Origin of the sequence: Burkholderia sp. A2 (assembly GCF_001729305.1) — a bacterium.
In the GTDB taxonomy this organism is placed as follows: Bacteria; Pseudomonadota; Gammaproteobacteria; order Burkholderiales; family Burkholderiaceae; genus Burkholderia; species Burkholderia sola.
Window position 1 is genome coordinate 85,638 of the sequence record NZ_LZXX01000090.1, and the last position, 15,881, is coordinate 101,518.

The window sequence follows — 15,881 nt, forward strand, 5'->3', positions numbered from 1 at the left end:
CGAGGGCGCACCGAAATGTATTTAACACCAATCCGTGACGATCGGCGTGTCTGCTTACATCAGGGGTTTACGCTCGGTTGCCGCGCGGCGTGCGGGCGGCGGCCGGTGCGATGAAAGGTTGCAGCGCCGCACGACGGCGCCGGCGCGCCGCCCGTCAATCCTTCCGGATGTGCTCGGCCAGGAAGTCGATCAGCAGGCGCACGCGCGGCAGCAGCCCGCGCCGCGACGGAAACACCGCGTGCACCACGCCGCCCTTCGGCGCCCATCCGGGCAGCACGTCGACCAGCGTGCCGTTGCGCAGGTCGTCCTCGACGACCATGCACGGCAGTTGCACGATGCCGACGCCATGAATCGCCGCATCGCGCAGCGCGTGCATGTCGTCGGTCACGAAGCGCGGGTGGTGGCGCAATTGCGCATGCTCGCCGTTCGGCCCGATCAATTGCCACACGTGATGCCGTGCCGGCCCCCAGTCGAGGCTCGGCACGCCGATCAGCTCGGCCGGGTCCGACGGCGCGGCGCGCCCGGCCAGCCACTGCGGCGCCGCCACCAGCCGCTGCGGGCTGTCGGCGAGCACGCGCATCACGAGATCGCTGTCCTCCAGCGGCGGGAAACGCACGCGCAGCGCCAGGTCGAATCCTTCGCTCAACAGGTCGACGCGGCGATTCGTCGCCTCGAGATGCACGTGCACCTGCGGATGAAGCGCCATGAAACGCGCCACGAGTTCGCTCACGCGGTATTCGAGCAACGCGGTCGGGCAGCTCACGCGCACGATGCCGCGCGGCTGGGCGTGCCGGCGCTCGATCACCTCGCGCGCGGCGTCGGCTTCGACGAGCACGGCGAGACAGCGCTCGTAGAATTCGCGCCCGGTCTCGGTGACCATGAAATGGCGCGTCGTGCGCTGCAGCAGCCGCACGTCGTACCGCGTTTCCAGCGCCGCGATGCGCCGGCTCAACGTCGATTTCGGCACGTCCAGCGCGCGCCCGGCCTGCGTGAACCCGCCGTGTTCGACCACTTTCACGAAATAGTAGAGGTCGTTCAGGTCATCCATGATTGTTCCACCCATAGAACACTGACGGCATTTTAAGGGACTGGAACACCGGTTGTTCCAGGCATAGCATCGTGTTTCGACGTGCCCCTTCACATTCCCGAACTATCTCTGGAGGCAACCATGGCAAGCGAACCGATTCGCGACCCCGCGAACGACCACCTGCTTACCCCGCGGAACGCGGCGTTCATCGTCATCGATTACCAGCCGGTGCAGGTGAATTCCATCGCGTCGATGGACCGCCAACTGCTGATCAACAACATCGTCGGCGCATCGAAGGCGGCGGTTGCGTACGACCTGCCGATCGTCCATTCGACCGTCAACGTGAAGACCGGGCTGAACAAGCCGCCGATCCCGCAACTGCGCGCGGCGCTCGAAGGCTATCCGACCTACGACCGCACGAGCATCAACTCGTGGGAAGACGTCGAGTTCCGCCAGGCCGTCGAGGCGACCGGCCGCAAGAAGCTGATCATGACCGCGCTGTGGACCGAAGCGTGCCTGACCTTCCCGGCGCTCGACGCGCTGAAGGCGGGTTACGAGGTGTACGTGGTCGTCGATGCGGTCGGCGGCACGTCGGTCGCCGCGCACGAAGCCGCGCTGCGCCGCATCGAGCAGGCCGGCGGCCAGATGATCAGCGTCGCGCAGCTGTTCTGCGAATTGCAGCGCGACTGGGCGCGCAGCGCCACCGTGCCGGCGTTCGTGAACCTGTTCATCGAAACCGGCGGCACGGCCGGCATCCAGTTCTCGTACGACAAGAACTGATCGGCCCGGGGGCGCGGCGGTCGGCGCTGCCCGGCCAGCGCGCGCCCTTGCCCTGCTTCGCGGCGCCGGCGCGACCGGCGCGAGTCCCGCATCGCGGCCTCCCCGGCCGCGTTTTCGTATCCGTGATTCAATGTCGATCGAACCGGCGTCGCGCCATCCAGCGGCACGGCGATGTGAACCCTCATCGAACGACTTTCACTGGACCCCCATGACGAACCCTGCCGAAATCAAGGCGCTCGTTTTCGATGTCTTCGGAACGATCGTCGACTGGAGAAGCGGTGTCGCACGCGGCGCTGCCGCCTTCCTGGACCGCCACGCGCCGACGCTCGATCCGTTCGCGTTCGCCGATGCGTGGCGCGCCGAATATTCGCCGTCGATGGAAGAAATCCGCAGCGGACGCCGCCGTTACGTGCGGCTCGACGTGCTGCATCGCGAGAACCTCGTCCGTACGCTCGACCGTTTCGGGATCGTCGACGTGCCCGATGCCGACATCGACGCGCTCAATCTCGCGTGGCACCGGCTCGATCCGTGGCCCGATGCCGTCGCCGGGCTGCACCGGCTGAAGCAGCGCTACATCATCGCGCCGCTGTCGAACGGCAATATCCGGCTGATGGTCGACGTCGCGAAGCACGGCGGGCTGCCGTGGGACGCGATTCTCGGCGCCGAGGTTGCGCGCGCGTACAAGCCGTCGCCGGCCGTCTATACCGAAGCGGTCGAGATTCTCGGCCTCGCGCCGGCCGAGCTGTGCCTGGTGGCCGCGCACAACGGCGATCTTGCGGCCGCGCGCCGGCTCGGGCTGTCGACCGCGTTCGTGCTGCGGCCGACCGAGCACGGGCCCGGCCAGACGACCGACCTGCAAGCCGACGATGCGTGGGATTTCGACGTCAGGGCCCTGAACGAGCTTGCGGATCGGCTGGGTTGCCCGGGTTGAGTGCCGCGCGGCGCGGCCTGCCCCGCGCTGCGCTCGCGAGGCGCGGTACAGGCATGCCGCGCCTCCGCTACTTCACCACCGCCCGCCATGCGGTTCGCGCATGGACGAGCAGCAACGGCAGCAGCGCCAGCGCGAACAGCAGGCACAGCGCGAGCACCCATACCGGCCATTGCTGCGGATTCCCGTGCACCCAGTAACGGTACGGCACGCTCAGCAACGCGATTTCCATCAGCAGCGCGCCGAGCGGCACGAGCCCGTTCAGCACGGCCGCCACGCCGAAGCGTGCCGCGCCGTCGATCTTCTTCCCGGCCCCGTACGCCGCGATCAGGTACACGAAATACCCGATGATCGCGACCATCACCGTGCCGCCGGCCAGCAGCCCGATACTCCGTACGCTGCGTTCGTGCCACTGACGGGCGCCTTGCGGCAACACGACATCGATCTTCTCGCCGATTTCGGGCACGGCGCCCGAGCGAATGTTGCCCGGCAGCACGATGCGTTCGCCATCCGGCATCGTGGCTTCCAGGATCGACGTGTACTGGATGCATCGATACTTTTCGGTGCGCCCGCGGCTGTCGCGACGCTCGCACGTATCCCACCCGGATTCGTAGGACACGACGGTCGCCTCGTATTTCGGCGACACCGTCAGTGCGTAGAGCTCGTCGCCGATCCAGTACGCGAACGGAAAAAACAGCGACACCAGGCAAAAACATACGAGCCACCAGAACGCGACCGCGCCACCTGAACCGCGCTTGCCGCCCGTCTGTCGGCGCACCATGCGCGACGCGAGCCAGTAGGCGGTCACGCCGAATACGACCACGCACACCACGAAAACCTTGCCTGCATGCGTCAATGCCATTTGCCCTCTCCCCGATAGCCGGTCGAATCGCCGCCGGCCGTGTTGTCATCCGGATCGATCGTCGCGTCGCCGCCCCGCCCCGCCCGTCGACCGCTACTCCGGCTCGCCGACGAAACGCAGCGTGCCCGACTCCCCCGACAGCAACGCGCGGTTCGCGTCCGCCGCCGCGCGCAGATAATCCCACAGCGCGGTCACACGACGCAGCTTGCGCAGATCCTCGCGGCACGTCAGCCAGAAACACCGCGTGACGACTACGTCGTTCGGCAGCACGGGCACCAGCGCCGGCTGCGTGGCCGCGATGAAGCACGGCAGGATCGCGAGGCCGCCGCCCTGTAGCGCCGCGAAAACCTGCGCGATCACGCTCGTCGTGCGCAAACCCGCCGTCGCGCCGGGCACCGCACGGTCCAGGTACAGCAGTTCGTTGCTGAACGCGAGATCGTCGACGTAGCTGATGAACGCATGCCGCGCGAGATCGTCCGTGCAGGCAATCGGCGCGTGGTTCGCCAGATAGTCGCGCGTCGCATAGAGCCGCAACTGGTAGTCGCACAGCTTCGTGACCACGTAAGGCCCGCGCTCGGGACGCTCGAGCGTGATCGCGAGATCGGCCTCGCGCTTGGGCAGGTTGACGAAATGCGGCACCGGCAGCAGGTCGACCGTCACGTGCGGATGCGCGGCGCGAAACTGCGCGAGCTGCGGCGCGAGGAAAAAACAGCCGAACCCTTCGGTCGACCCGATCCGCACGTGGCCCGACAGCGCCTCGCCCGTGTTCGCGACCTGGTCGCACGCGGACTGCACGGTCGTCTCCATCGCGTCCGCATACGCGACGAGCCGCTGCCCTTCGGCCGTCAGCGTGAAGCCGCCGGAGCGCGACTTGTCGAACAGCAGCGTGCCCATCGCGGCTTCGAGCGCGCGGATGCGCCGCGCGACGGTCGTGTAGTCGACGCCGAGCCGTTTCGCCGCGCCGCTCGCACGCTGCGTCCGCGCGACTTCGAGGAAAAAGCGCAGGTCGTCCCAGTTCAGGTTGCCGGAAACCGGCTCGGTGGCATGTCGCATCGGCGAGGGGAAAAAACGGGCGTCTCCGGGCCGGCCGTCGATATGCATAAATGCACATCCAACCGGTTTCTTTATCGGTACATCATGAATCTGCGCATAACTATACTCGACCGTGACCTGCGGACCATGAGCCGCGGGCAATAAAACCGGAGACACCATGCAGACCCGATCCACCCTCGATGAGCATGCGACCATCGCGACGCCGGCGCCCGAGCGCACCGCGAAGCATTACCTGCTGGCCGGCTGGGCCAGCATGGCCGGCACCACGATCGAGTGGTACGACTTCTTCCTGTACGGCACGGCCGCCGCGCTCGTGTTCAACCGCATCTTCTTCCCGTCGCTGGACCCGGTCGTCGGCACCCTCGCCGCGTTCGGCACGTTCGCGGTCGGCTTCATCGGGCGGCCGATGGGCGGCATCGTGTTCGGCCACTTCGGCGACCGCATCGGCCGCAAATCGATGCTGATGATCACGCTGCTGCTGATGGGCGTGCCGAGCATGATCATCGGGCTGATCCCGTCGTACGACAGCATCGGCTACTGGGCCGCCGCGCTCTTGATCGCGATGCGCTTCCTGCAGGGGATGGCCGTCGGCGGCGAATGGGGCGGTGCGGTGCTGATGGCCGTCGAGCACGCGCCGAAGGGCCGCAAGGGGCTGTTCGGCAGCCTGCCGCAGACGGGCGTCGGGCTCGGCCTGATCCTGTCGTCGCTGGCGATGGCCGCGGTGGCCGCGCTGCCGGAAGCCGACATGCTGTCGTGGGGCTGGCGCGTGCCGTTCCTCGCGAGCATCGCGCTCGTCGGCCTCGGCTGGTTCATCCGCGCGAAGGTGCCGGAATCGCCCGACTTCGAGAAGGTCCGCAAGCAGGGCAAGGCCGAGAAATCGCCGGTGACGGCCGCGCTGCGCCGCCATCCGCGCGAGGTGCTGACGATCGTCGGCGCGCGCGCCGCCGAGAACACCTGGTTCTACATGGTCGTCACGTTCGCGCTCGCTTACGCGACGCAGCAGCTGCATCTGCCGAAGGCCGAGATGCTGCACGCGATCACGGCCGGCGCGGCGCTGTCGCTCGTCACGATGCCGCTGTGCGGGCATCTGAGCGACCGCATCGGCCAGCGCCGGATGTTCGCGATCGGCCTCGTGCTGATGTGCGCGTTCGCCGCGCCGTTCTTCATGATGCTCGGCACGCAGCAGACGTCGACCGCATGGTGGGCGATCGTGCTCGGCCTCGGCGTCGTGTTCCCGATCCTCTATGCGCCGGAATCGCTGCTGTTCGCGCAGCAGTTTCCCGCGGAAATCCGCTACAGCGGCATCTCGCTGTCGGTCCAGCTGGCCGGCGTGATCGGCGGCGGCTTCGCGCCGATGATCGCGACGTCGCTGCTCAAGGCCGGCGGCGGCCAGCCGCACTACGTGATCGCGTACCTCGTCGGCTTCGGCGTGTTCGCGCTCGTGTGTACCGCGTTGATGCGCCCGGCGCGCGCCTGAGCACGCCGGCCGGCATTTAATCGGATTCAGTTCGCCCTGCCGCCCGCCGCGCGTGCACGCGCGGCGGACGCAGGCTTCCCTTTGTCCTCGCCACCCCGTTTCCCCGGAGAGAGTTCCATGAACGCCGCAGTTCCCCAGACCACCCTCGCCCTGCCCACCGCCAAGCTGCTGATCGACGGCGCGTTCGTCGAATCGCAAAGCGCCGAATGGGGCGACATCGTGAACCCCGCGACGCAGGAAGTGATCGGCCGCGTGCCGTATGCGACGCTCGACGAGGTCGATGCCGCGATCGCGTCCGCGCAGCGCGCGTTCCAGACCTGGAAGACGACGCCGATCGGCGCGCGGCTGCGCATCATGCTGAAGTTCCAGGATCTCGTGCGCCGCAATCTCGAACGGATCGCGCACACGCTGACGGCCGAACAAGGCAAGACGCTGCCCGATGCGCAGGGCGACATCTTCCGCGGCCTCGAAGTGGTCGAGCACGCGTGTTCGATCGGCACGCTGCAACAAGGCGAATTCGCGGAGAACGTCGCGGGCGGCGTCGACACCTACACGCTGCGCCAGCCGATCGGCGTCTGCGCGGGCATCACGCCGTTCAATTTCCCCGGGATGATTCCGCTGTGGATGTTCCCGATGGCGATCGTCTGCGGCAACACGTTCGTGCTGAAGCCGTCCGAGCAGGACCCGCTGTCGACGATGCAGCTCGTCGAACTCGCGATCGAGGCCGGCGTGCCGCAAGGCGTGCTGAACGTCGTGCACGGCGGCAAGACGGTGGTCGACCGCCTGTGCACGCACCCCGACGTCAAGGCGATCTCGTTCGTCGGCTCGACGCGCGTCGGCACGCACGTGTACAACCTCGGCAGCCAGCACGGCAAGCGCGTGCAGTCGATGATGGGCGCGAAGAACCACGCGGTCGTGCTGCCCGATGCGCACCGCGAGCAGGCGATCAACGCACTCGTCGGCGCGGGCTTCGGCGCGGCCGGCCAGCGCTGCATGGCGACCTCCGTCGTCGTGCTGGTCGGCAACGCGCGCGACTGGCTGCCCGATCTCGTCGAGAAGGCGAAGGCGCTGAAGGTCAACGCGGGCGCCGAAGCCGGCACCGACGTCGGCCCGGTCGTGTCGAAGGCGGCGAAGGCACGCATCGTGTCGCTGATCGACGCCGGCGTGAAGGAAGGCGCGACGCTGCTGCTCGACGGCCGCGACGTGAAGGTGCCCGGCTACGAGCACGGCAACTTCGTCGGCCCGACGATCTTCTCGGGCGTGACGACCGACATGTCGATCTACACGGAAGAAATCTTCGGGCCGGTGGTGGTCGTGATGGAAGCCGACACGCTCGACGACGCGATCGCGCTCGTCAACCGCAACCCGATGGGCAACGGCGTGGGTCTGTTCACGCAGAGCGGCGCGGCGGCGCGCAAGTTCCAGAGCGAGATCGACGTCGGCCAGGTCGGCATCAACATCCCGATTCCGGTGCCGGTGCCGTACTTCAGCTTCACCGGTTCGCGCGGCTCGAAGCTCGGCGATCTGGGCCCGTACGGCAAGCAGGTCGTGCAGTTCTACACGCAGACGAAGACGGTCACCGCGCGCTGGTTCGACGACGACGCGACGGCCGGCGGCGTGAACACGACGATCGCGTTGCGCTGACCCGACGGAGCCCGCACATGGAAATCGCCTTCATCGGACTCGGCAACATGGGCGGCCCGATGGCCGCCAACCTGCTCAAGGCCGGCCACGCGCTGACGGTGTTCGACCTCGACGCGCACGCGGTCGACGCCGCGGTGCGCGCCGGCGCGACGGCAGCGGCGTCGCCGCGTGACGCCGCCGCTCGCGGCTCGGTGATCATCACGATGCTGCCGGCCGCGCAGCACGTGCGCGCCGTCTACCTCGGCGACGACGGCGTGCTGGCCGGCGCGCGCGCCGGCGCGACGCTGATCGACTGCAGCACGATCGATCCCGGCACCGTGCGCGCGGTGGCCGACGCCGCCGCGCAACGCGACTGCCCGCTCGCCGACGCGCCCGTGTCGGGCGGCACCGGCGGCGCGCAGGCCGGCACGCTGACCTTCATGGTCGGCGCGAACGCCGCGCTGTTCGAGCGCATTCGCCCGGTGCTGCTCGACATGGGCAAGAACGTCGTGCACTGCGGCGGCACCGGCACCGGGCAGATCGCGAAGATCTGCAATAACCTGCTGCTCGGCATCTCGATGATGGGCGTGGCGGAAGCGATGGCGCTGGGCGCCACGCTCGGCATCGAGCCGGCCGTGCTGGCCGGCATCATCAACACGTCGACCGGCCGCTGCTGGAGTTCGGACGCGTACAACCCGTATCCGGGCGTGAGCGACACGGCGCCGGCCGCGCGCGGCTATGCGGGCGGCTTCGCGGCGAACCTGATGCTGAAGGATCTCGGGCTCGCGACCGAAGCCGCGCGCAGCGCGCATCAGCCGGTCTGGATGGGCGCGCTCGCGCAGCAGCTCTATCAGTCGATGAGCCAGCAGGGGCTCGGCACGCTCGACTTCTCCGCGTGCGTGAAGCTGTACGAGGCGCAGCCGGCCTGACCCGCCCGGCCGACGCCGGACGTGCGCCGACCCGCGACGTGCCGGTACGGCATCGCGGGTCGGTTTGCATGCGGGGGGAGGACAACGCGGGCGGCGCGATCATGCCGCCGGTCGGTCAACCGCGCGGGTTCGACGCCGTCTCGAAGGTCGGATGGCACTCGAACGCGAGTTCGGAGCGCGCGTCGACGCGGCGGCCGGCGGTCAGCGATTCCTGCTTCATGCTCGCGCGCATCCCGCGCTGCGAGCAGTAGTTGGTGGCTTCGCTGACGGCCTTCTCGTGGGCGTCGGCCCACGTCGTCGACACGCCCACCGTGCGCGTCGTCACGGTAAACACGTTCGGGTTCGACGTCGCGGTCACGTCGGAAGCGGTCGAACATGCGGCGAGCAAGCATGCAGTCGCCGCAATGGTCAACCATCGCAAGGTTCGAAAAGAGACTGGAATGGACATGGAGGGCAAGCGCACGCCGGTCGACGTGCATTGAGCAACATAGACGACAGTATGCCTGCTCGATCGCCGGAGATCATGCCCCTTTCGGTGAACACATTGTTTCGAATGGTTAAACGATGGCCGAATCAGGCAAGATTTACAGCCGTCGCCAGCTGTCGTATTCGTCCGGCAAGTCATTTCGTCCGGCGCGACCGTCGATGCGCGTCGCCGCCGGGTTCTGGCGCACGCTTCGGCCAGGTGGCGCCACGCCGGCTGGCCCCGGCGCGCAGCGCGCGGATGTGCGTTTTTACAACCGCGCCGATCGCGCAGCCCGCCCCTATCGCGCCCCGCGTCGCGCGCCCCGCCGTCGTTCGCCGGCTTTTTTTCCGCGCAGGCACATCGATTGCGTCATTTGCGCGCCCGCCATCCGGCGGACAGCCATCTTCCTTCCAACCGGCGCTGCGCCCCGCGCGATCCTTTGCGCGGCGGTCCCGCATCGCAAGGCAGGTTTCCTGAACGAGAGGACGACATGAAATCAATACGAACGATAGTGGCCCTGTGCTCGGTCATTTCCGTACTCGCAGCGTGCGGCGGCGGCGACGACGCCGGGACCGAACTCGGCATCTCGAAGCCGCAGGCGCGCTTCATCAACGCGGTGCCGGCCGGCCCGAACCTCGACTACTACCTGAATGCGAAGATCGACCAGTCGGGCGTCGCATACAAGGGCGTGACGCGCTATCACGACATCGATTCGGGTACGCAGACCGCGAGCTACGACGTGTCGGGCACGACCGCCACCATCGCGTCCCAATCGTTCAGCGCCGCGAACGGGCATCACTACACGACGATCGCGCTGCCGAGCACGACGTCGCTGATCTCGGTGATCGACGATCCGTACGACAAGGGCCTGCTGTCGGACAAGGCGCGCGTGCGCAGCTTCAACGCATCGCCGAATGCACAGAATGTGGACGTGTACGTCGTGCCGCCCGGCACCGACATCACGACGCAAAGCCCGACGATGGCGGGTGCGGCCTACCAGAACGCCGTGCCGGCGACGACGCAGGATTCGGTCTACCTGAACGGCGGCACCTACCAGGTGATCGTCACGACGGCCGGCAGCAAGTCGCCGATCCTCAGGACCGCGCCGGTCAGCATCGGCAACAACGCCGACTGGCTGCTGCTGACGATTCCGTCCGGCGGCGTCGGCGACGTGACGCCGAACGACATTCACGTGCTCGTCGCGCAGGGCAACAACGCCGATACGTCCGCGCAGGAACTGGGTCCGCAGTAACGCAGCAAGGTCCCGAAACGACCCGCGGCGGCCGGTGCGATTGCATCGGCCGCCGCGGGTCGTATACCGGTATCAAGCGTCGGTATCGGCGCCCGCCATCAGTCGTCGGCCCGTTCGAGGCAGATCACGTGCTCGGCGCGCATGCTGTCGCCATGCTCGATGTCGACGTCGCCGACATGGCGCACGCGCCAGCCCGGCCGCGTCGCGATCTGCGGCATGTTGCCGGACGGACGGCTCTCGATCCCGCCGAGCCCTTCGTCGGGCGTATCGACCGCTTCGTCGAGCGACGCGTTCGAATAGATCACGTTGTCCTGCAGTTCCGACGCGCCGGTGCGCGCCTCCATGCCCTTGCCGTCGACGTCGACCGTGTTGTCGGTCATCGCCATGTTCGCGTTGTCGAGCGTGACGATCCGCCCGGCGGCCCGGCGCACCGGATCGCCGCTGTCGACCGCATGCGCATCGACGTCGATCGCCGGCAGGCCGGTCGGCATTTTCCCGGCGACGGCCTCCGGCGTCAGCGGACGCTGCGCCGCCTGTGCGGCCTGCGTCGCCGCGTCGGGCATGTCGCCGGCCGCCGGCGTCTTCACCGGGCTCTTCGCGATCTGTTCCCGCTGCTTTTCCGGGGTAGGGTTCGATTCCGCGTTCTGCATCGCACCTCCTTGCCCGACCCGGCGGACGCCGGCGTCACGCCGTCGTCGCCGGGCCGGAATTCGCTACAACGGTCCTTGCAAATCTTTCATGCGCATCGCCCCACACGTGCGCCGCTCGACGCACGTGCCGACGAACGCGGCACTCGGTGAGCGGACGGGCGGCACGCTGGCGCGCCGCCCGCCTGACCGCCCGTCAACCGCCGCCGCTCGCGCCGGCCGGCGCGGAAGCCGCGCCCGGCAGCGTCGTGCCGGCCGCGCCGCTGCTCGGCATGCCCGACGGTGCGGTGGAAGGCGCGGCCGACATGCCGCTCGCTGCGCTCGAATCCGAACTGGCCGCGCCGTTGTCGCCCTTCTTCTGGCAACCCGCGCCTGCCGCCAGGCCCGCGATCAGGATGCCGGCGAAGACGGCTCGCGATACGTGACGAATGGAATATCGCTGCATGACACCTCCGCTGATGTCGATGTGGATGGAATCCGATGACTCGCAATATGCGTGCCGTCGTCCCTCTCCGCGACCGCCCGCCATTGCATTCATTTTTCAAATGACGCCCACCCGAATATTTAATTTCCCATCGCGGTAGCCGCCGCCCATACTCGCGAACAAATCCGACACATAACGTCCACCGGGGCCCGGCCCGCGCTGCGTACGACAGGCGCAGGTGTCGCGCCCCGCACATGGAAGGAGACACCGGCGTGCAACTGGAAGCCATTCACCGCGCGGGCATCGGGCCCGGCGCGGACGTCGCATCGCATCGAACCGACACGGCCGCGCGCGATCCCGCGCCGAGCCCGCGGCTGCACAACGCCGATCTCGCGCCGACCCAGGCCGAAGGCCGGACCTGGGGCCGCTACAGCATCTTCGCGCTATGGACCAACGACGTGCATAACATCGCGAACTACTCGTTCGCGATCGGGCTGTTCGCGCTCGGGCTGTCGGGCTGGCAGATGCTCGCGTCGCTCGCGATCGGCGCGGTGCTCGTGTACTCGTTCATGAACCTCACCGGCTACATGGGCCAGAAGACCGGCGTGCCGTTCCCGGTGATCAGCCGGATGAGCTTCGGCATCTACGGCGCGCTGCTGCCGGCGCTGATCCGCGCGGTGATCGCGATCGCATGGTTCGGTATCCAGACCTATCTCGCGTCGGTCGTGCTGCGCGTGCTGCTCACCGCGATCTGGCCGGGCCTCGCCGCGTTCGACCGGAATGCGATCTTCGGGCTGTCGTCGCTCGGCTGGATCACGTTCGTCGCGATCTGGCTCGTGCAGATCGGCATCCTCACGTACGGGATGGAGATGGTTCGCAAGTACGAGGGGCTCGCCGGCCCGGTGATCCTCGTCACGACGCTGTCGCTCGCCGCATGGATGTTCAGCCGCACCGGCGGCCAGCTCGCGATGTCGATCGGCAAGCCGATGACGGGCCTGAAGATGTGGACGGAAATCTTCGCGGGCGGCGCGCTGTGGCTCGCGATCTACGGCACGCTGGTGCTCAACTTCTGCGATTTCGCCCGTTCGTCGCCGAGCGCGAAAACCGTGCGCGTCGGCAACTTCTGGGGCCTGCCGGTCAACATCCTCCTGTTCGCGACGATCAGCTTCGTGCTGGCCGGCGCGCAGTTCAAGCTGAACGGCCACATCATCCACAGCCCGACGGAAATCATCGCGACGGTGCCGAACAAGCCGTTCCTCGTGCTCGGCTGCCTCGCCTTCCTGATCGTGACGGTCGCCGTGAACATCATGGCGAACTTCGTCGCGCCGGCCTTCGTGCTGACGAGCCTCGCGCCGCACCGCCTGTCGTTCCGCCGCGCGGGCCTGATCAGCGCGACGATCGCCGTGCTGATCCTGCCGTGGAACCTGTACAACAGCCCGATCGTGATCGTCTATTTCCTGTCCGGCCTCGGCGCGCTGCTCGGCCCGCTGTACGGAATCATCACGGTCGACTACTGGCTCGTGCGCAAGCAGCGCGTGAACGTGCCCGACCTCTATACCGAAGCACCGACCGGCGCCTACTTCTACACGCGCGGCGTGAACCGCAAGGCGCTCGCGGCACTCGTGCCGTCCGCGTTGATCTCGATCGCTCTGGCCGTCGTGCCGGCCTTCAGCGCGATGACGCCGTTCTCGTGGCTGCTCGGCGCGGCGATCGCAGGAAGCGTGTACTGGCTGACGGCCGATCGCAAGCGGCACTACGAAGCGCGCTCGGGCGAACACATCGCGGTCGCCTGCACGCAACACTGACACACACGCATACGGAGTCACCAATGAGAATCCTGGTAGTCAACGTCAACACGACCGGGTCGATCACCGACGCAATCGCCGCGCAAGCGCAGGCCGCGGCGTCGCCCGGCACGGAGATCGTCGGGCTCACGCCGCGCTTCGGCGCGGAGTCGATCGAAGGCAACTTCGAGAGCTACCTCGCGGCGATCGCCGTGATGGATCGCGTGCTGAGCTACGACGAACCGTACGACGCGGTGATCCAGGCCGGGTACGGCGAACACGGCCGCGAAGGGTTGCAGGAACTGCTGACGGTGCCCGTCGTCGACATCACCGAAGCGGCCGCGAGCGTCGCGATGCTGCTCGGCCATCGCTACTCGGTCGTCACGACGCTCGACCGCACGGTGCCGCTGATCGAGGATCGCCTGAAGCTCGCCGGGCTCGATGCGCGCTGCGCGTCGGTGCGGGCGAGCGGCCTCGCGGTGCTGGAACTCGACGAGAACCCGGCCCGCGCGATCGAATCGATCGTCGTCGAGGCGCAGCGCGCGGTGAAGGACGATCGCGCGGAAGTGATCTGCCTCGGCTGCGGCGGGATGGCCGGCCTCGACCGCCAGATCGAGGAATGCACGGGCGTGCCGGTCGTCGACGGCGTGTCGGCCGCGGTCGCGCTCGCCGAGTCGCTGGTGCGCCTGAAGCTGAAGACGTCGAAGGTCCGCACGTACGCGCCGCCGCGCCCGAAGCGGATCGTCGGCTGGCCGGGAACCTTCGCGAAATGACGGGCCGCCGGCCGGCTGCCGGGTGGCGCGCTCGCCCCGTCTCGCCGGGACGCGTATCGGCATGCGGCGCCCGCTAGATCCGGCCGCCCCGCCCCACGACGCAGGCGACGCCGTGGGCGCGCTCGACGTGCTCGATGCGCGGCTGATGCGCATCCTGCTCGTGCTGCTGACCGAGCGTACCGTGTCGCGTGCGGCCGTGCGCCTGAACATGTCGCAGCCGGCAACGAGCGCCGCGCTCAAGCGGTTGCGCACGCTGCTCGGCGATCCGCTGCTGGTGCGCAGCCGTTACGGGATGGTGCCGACCGAGTTCGGCGCGCGATTGATCGAGCCGCTGCGCAACGCGCTGCGCGTGATCGACTTCATCCGCATCCAGCAGCCGACGTTCGACGCGCGCACGTCGGTGCGCACTTACCGGATCGGCTGCCCCGACTATCTGAACGTGCTGTTCGTGCCGAAGCTCGTCGCGCTGTTCCGCGAGCGTGCGCCGAACGCGCAACTGGTGTTTCATCCGCTCGGCGACGGGTTCGACGACGAGCGCGCGCTGGCCGACGGCGAACTCGACGTCGTGATCGACAACCGCCCCGCACGCCGGTCGCGCTTCCGGCAGGACGACCTCTTCGACGATCGCGTCGTGTGCCTGATGCGCGCGACGCATCCGCTCGCGCGGCGCGGCGCGATGACGGCCGCCGGGTTCGCCGCGGCGCCGCAGCTGTGCCCGACGCCGTCGTGGCTCGAAGCGTCCGGCGCGATCGACCGGCAGCTCGAACGCGTGGGCCTGCAGCGGCGCATCGTCGTCACGCTGCCGCACTTCGAACTCGCCGCGCATGCGCTCGTGCGCAGCGACCTGATCCTCACCACCACGTACCGGCTCGCGCGACACTACGCGAAGCTGCTGCCGCTCGCCGCGGTCGCGCTGCCGGCCGAACCGCCGGACATCGCGTACCGGATGACGTGGAACGAATCGGGCGCGTGCGCGGAAGGCGGTCGATGGCTGCGCGGACTGATCGCGGAAGCGACGCGCGCATGGCTCGACACCGACGCGAGGCTGCCTGCGATCGCGGCGATCGCCGCTTCCGGGGCCGATACGGACGCGCCGAAAACCACGCCGGCCGTCGCCGATCCGCCCGAGCCTGCCCGACGCACGCGCCGCGGACCGGCCACGCATTGTCATGCGTCGCCGCCGACGCGCGTCGCGCAGGCGGCCCGCATTCATCGCATCGCGACGAAGTCGCACTGACCGGCGCCGCACGCGCGGCCGGCATGATCCACCAGGCCGCTGCATGTCAGACCGGTCCTATTTACCCGCGCCGCGCCGACTCGTCAGAATGACGCCTTGAATATGTGCCGGCGGACGTCGCATTGCGAACGTCCGTGTCCGCTTGATCGAATCGAGGAAAATTCCCCATGAAGAACCCGCTCATCGCGCTAGCCGTCCCGGTCGCGCTATTCGCGAGCACTGGCGCATTCGCCGGCACTCAGGACTGCGCGACGCGCATCCGCGCGCTGCACACGCAGATCGACAACGCGAAACGGTTCGGCAACACGCAACAGGCGATGCGCCAGCAGGCCGCGCTTGAACGAATCCAGGCGAACTGCACGGATGGCGGCCAGCTCGCACGCGCCGAACGCAAGCTGACCGACAGGACGCGTGACCTGCGCAACGCGGAAGACGAAGTACGCCACGCCCAGGCGCGCGTCCACGAAGCCGAAGCGCGCGGCGATGCAAAGAAGCTGAACAACGCGCAACGCAAGCTCGCCGACAAGCAGGCGAAGCTGCGCAACGCCACGCGTGACCTGCACGACGCGCAGGTCGATCGCGACGCGCTGAAAGCGCTGGCGGATTGAAGGGTTGAAAC

General features: G+C 68.2%; 17 protein-coding genes. 12 read left to right on the forward strand and 5 right to left on the reverse strand.

What is annotated here, in order from left to right; all coding sequences use genetic code 11:
- Positions 1-154 precede the first annotated feature (154 nt).
- On the reverse strand, positions 155-1,048 hold the full coding sequence (locus A9Z05_RS12425; RefSeq protein ID WP_069618351.1) for a LysR substrate-binding domain-containing protein: 894 nt from the start codon (positions 1,046-1,048) through the stop codon (positions 155-157).
- 120 nt (positions 1,049-1,168) lie between these two features.
- Between A9Z05_RS12425 and A9Z05_RS12430 the strand changes: the two genes are divergently transcribed.
- Both A9Z05_RS12430 and A9Z05_RS12435 read left to right on the forward strand, forming a co-directional pair.
- The gene (locus A9Z05_RS12430; RefSeq protein WP_069618352.1) at positions 1,169-1,807 is read left to right on the forward strand and encodes a hydrolase; all 639 of its coding nucleotides are present in this window, start codon (positions 1,169-1,171) and stop codon (positions 1,805-1,807) included.
- Positions 1,808-2,015: 208 nt separating this feature from the next.
- Positions 2,016-2,738, forward strand: coding sequence for a haloacid dehalogenase type II (locus tag A9Z05_RS12435; protein ID WP_069618353.1), 723 nt, complete (start codon positions 2,016-2,018; stop codon positions 2,736-2,738).
- Between the two features lie 67 nt (positions 2,739-2,805).
- Here A9Z05_RS12435 and A9Z05_RS12440 read toward each other — a convergent pair whose 3' ends face one another.
- Together A9Z05_RS12440 and A9Z05_RS12445 are read right to left on the reverse strand one after the other, a co-directional pair.
- Entirely contained in the window at positions 2,806-3,597 is a 792-nt protein-coding gene (locus tag A9Z05_RS12440; RefSeq protein WP_069618354.1) for a uracil permease, read from the reverse strand.
- 93 nt (positions 3,598-3,690) lie between these two features.
- Positions 3,691-4,650 (reverse strand): LysR family transcriptional regulator, encoded by a 960-nt coding sequence (locus A9Z05_RS12445; RefSeq protein ID WP_069618355.1) that lies wholly within the window; start codon positions 4,648-4,650, stop codon positions 3,691-3,693.
- A 157-nt stretch (positions 4,651-4,807) separates the two neighbouring features.
- Between A9Z05_RS12445 and A9Z05_RS12450 the strand changes: the two genes are divergently transcribed.
- From A9Z05_RS12450 to mmsB, 3 genes are all read left to right on the forward strand, one after another.
- Positions 4,808-6,127, forward strand: a complete 1,320-nt coding sequence (locus A9Z05_RS12450) for an MFS transporter (RefSeq protein WP_069618356.1) — start codon at positions 4,808-4,810, stop codon at positions 6,125-6,127.
- A 117-nt stretch (positions 6,128-6,244) separates the two neighbouring features.
- Complete coding sequence (locus A9Z05_RS12455) at positions 6,245-7,771, forward strand: CoA-acylating methylmalonate-semialdehyde dehydrogenase (RefSeq protein ID WP_069618357.1); 1,527 nt, start codon at positions 6,245-6,247, stop codon at positions 7,769-7,771.
- 17 nt (positions 7,772-7,788) lie between these two features.
- The gene (gene mmsB, locus A9Z05_RS12460; protein WP_069618358.1) at positions 7,789-8,679 is read left to right on the forward strand and encodes a 3-hydroxyisobutyrate dehydrogenase; all 891 of its coding nucleotides are present in this window, start codon (positions 7,789-7,791) and stop codon (positions 8,677-8,679) included.
- Between the two features lie 115 nt (positions 8,680-8,794).
- Here mmsB and A9Z05_RS12465 read toward each other — a convergent pair whose 3' ends face one another.
- A complete protein-coding gene (locus A9Z05_RS12465; RefSeq protein ID WP_069618359.1) occupies positions 8,795-9,127 on the reverse strand; it encodes a hypothetical protein in 333 nt (110 codons plus the stop codon).
- Between the two features lie 116 nt (positions 9,128-9,243).
- On the opposite strand from A9Z05_RS12465, the gene A9Z05_RS36895 reads away from it, so the two are divergent.
- On the forward strand, positions 9,244-9,639 hold the full coding sequence (locus tag A9Z05_RS36895; protein WP_176730196.1) for a hypothetical protein: 396 nt from the start codon (positions 9,244-9,246) through the stop codon (positions 9,637-9,639).
- A complete protein-coding gene (locus A9Z05_RS12470; RefSeq protein WP_069618360.1) occupies positions 9,636-10,397 on the forward strand; it encodes a DUF4397 domain-containing protein in 762 nt (253 codons plus the stop codon). The genes A9Z05_RS36895 and A9Z05_RS12470 overlap by 4 nt, the downstream gene beginning before the upstream one ends.
- A 98-nt stretch (positions 10,398-10,495) precedes the next feature.
- Here the strand turns inward: A9Z05_RS12470 and A9Z05_RS12475 are convergent, their stop codons facing one another.
- Entirely contained in the window at positions 10,496-11,047 is a 552-nt protein-coding gene (locus A9Z05_RS12475; protein ID WP_069618361.1) for a DUF3005 domain-containing protein, read from the reverse strand.
- 146 nt (positions 11,048-11,193) lie between these two features.
- On the opposite strand from A9Z05_RS12475, the gene A9Z05_RS12480 reads away from it, so the two are divergent.
- The 5 genes from A9Z05_RS12480 to A9Z05_RS12500 all read left to right on the forward strand — a co-directional run bounded on the left by A9Z05_RS12480 (position 11,194) and on the right by A9Z05_RS12500 (position 15,870).
- Positions 11,194-11,469, forward strand: a complete 276-nt coding sequence (locus A9Z05_RS12480) for a hypothetical protein (RefSeq protein ID WP_069618362.1) — start codon at positions 11,194-11,196, stop codon at positions 11,467-11,469.
- A gap of 253 nt (positions 11,470-11,722) precedes the next feature.
- Positions 11,723-13,273 (forward strand): NCS1 family nucleobase:cation symporter-1, encoded by a 1,551-nt coding sequence (locus A9Z05_RS12485; RefSeq protein ID WP_069618363.1) that lies wholly within the window; start codon positions 11,723-11,725, stop codon positions 13,271-13,273.
- 23 nt (positions 13,274-13,296) lie between these two features.
- Positions 13,297-14,025: an aspartate/glutamate racemase family protein gene (locus A9Z05_RS12490; RefSeq protein ID WP_069618364.1), complete on the forward strand. Its 729-nt coding sequence runs from the start codon at positions 13,297-13,299 to the stop codon at positions 14,023-14,025.
- A gap of 61 nt (positions 14,026-14,086) precedes the next feature.
- A complete protein-coding gene (locus A9Z05_RS12495) occupies positions 14,087-15,262 on the forward strand; it encodes a LysR family transcriptional regulator (RefSeq protein ID WP_069618365.1) in 1,176 nt (391 codons plus the stop codon).
- A gap of 167 nt (positions 15,263-15,429) precedes the next feature.
- Positions 15,430-15,870, forward strand: coding sequence for a DUF1090 family protein (locus A9Z05_RS12500; protein WP_069618366.1), 441 nt, complete (start codon positions 15,430-15,432; stop codon positions 15,868-15,870).
- Positions 15,871-15,881 lie beyond the last annotated feature (11 nt).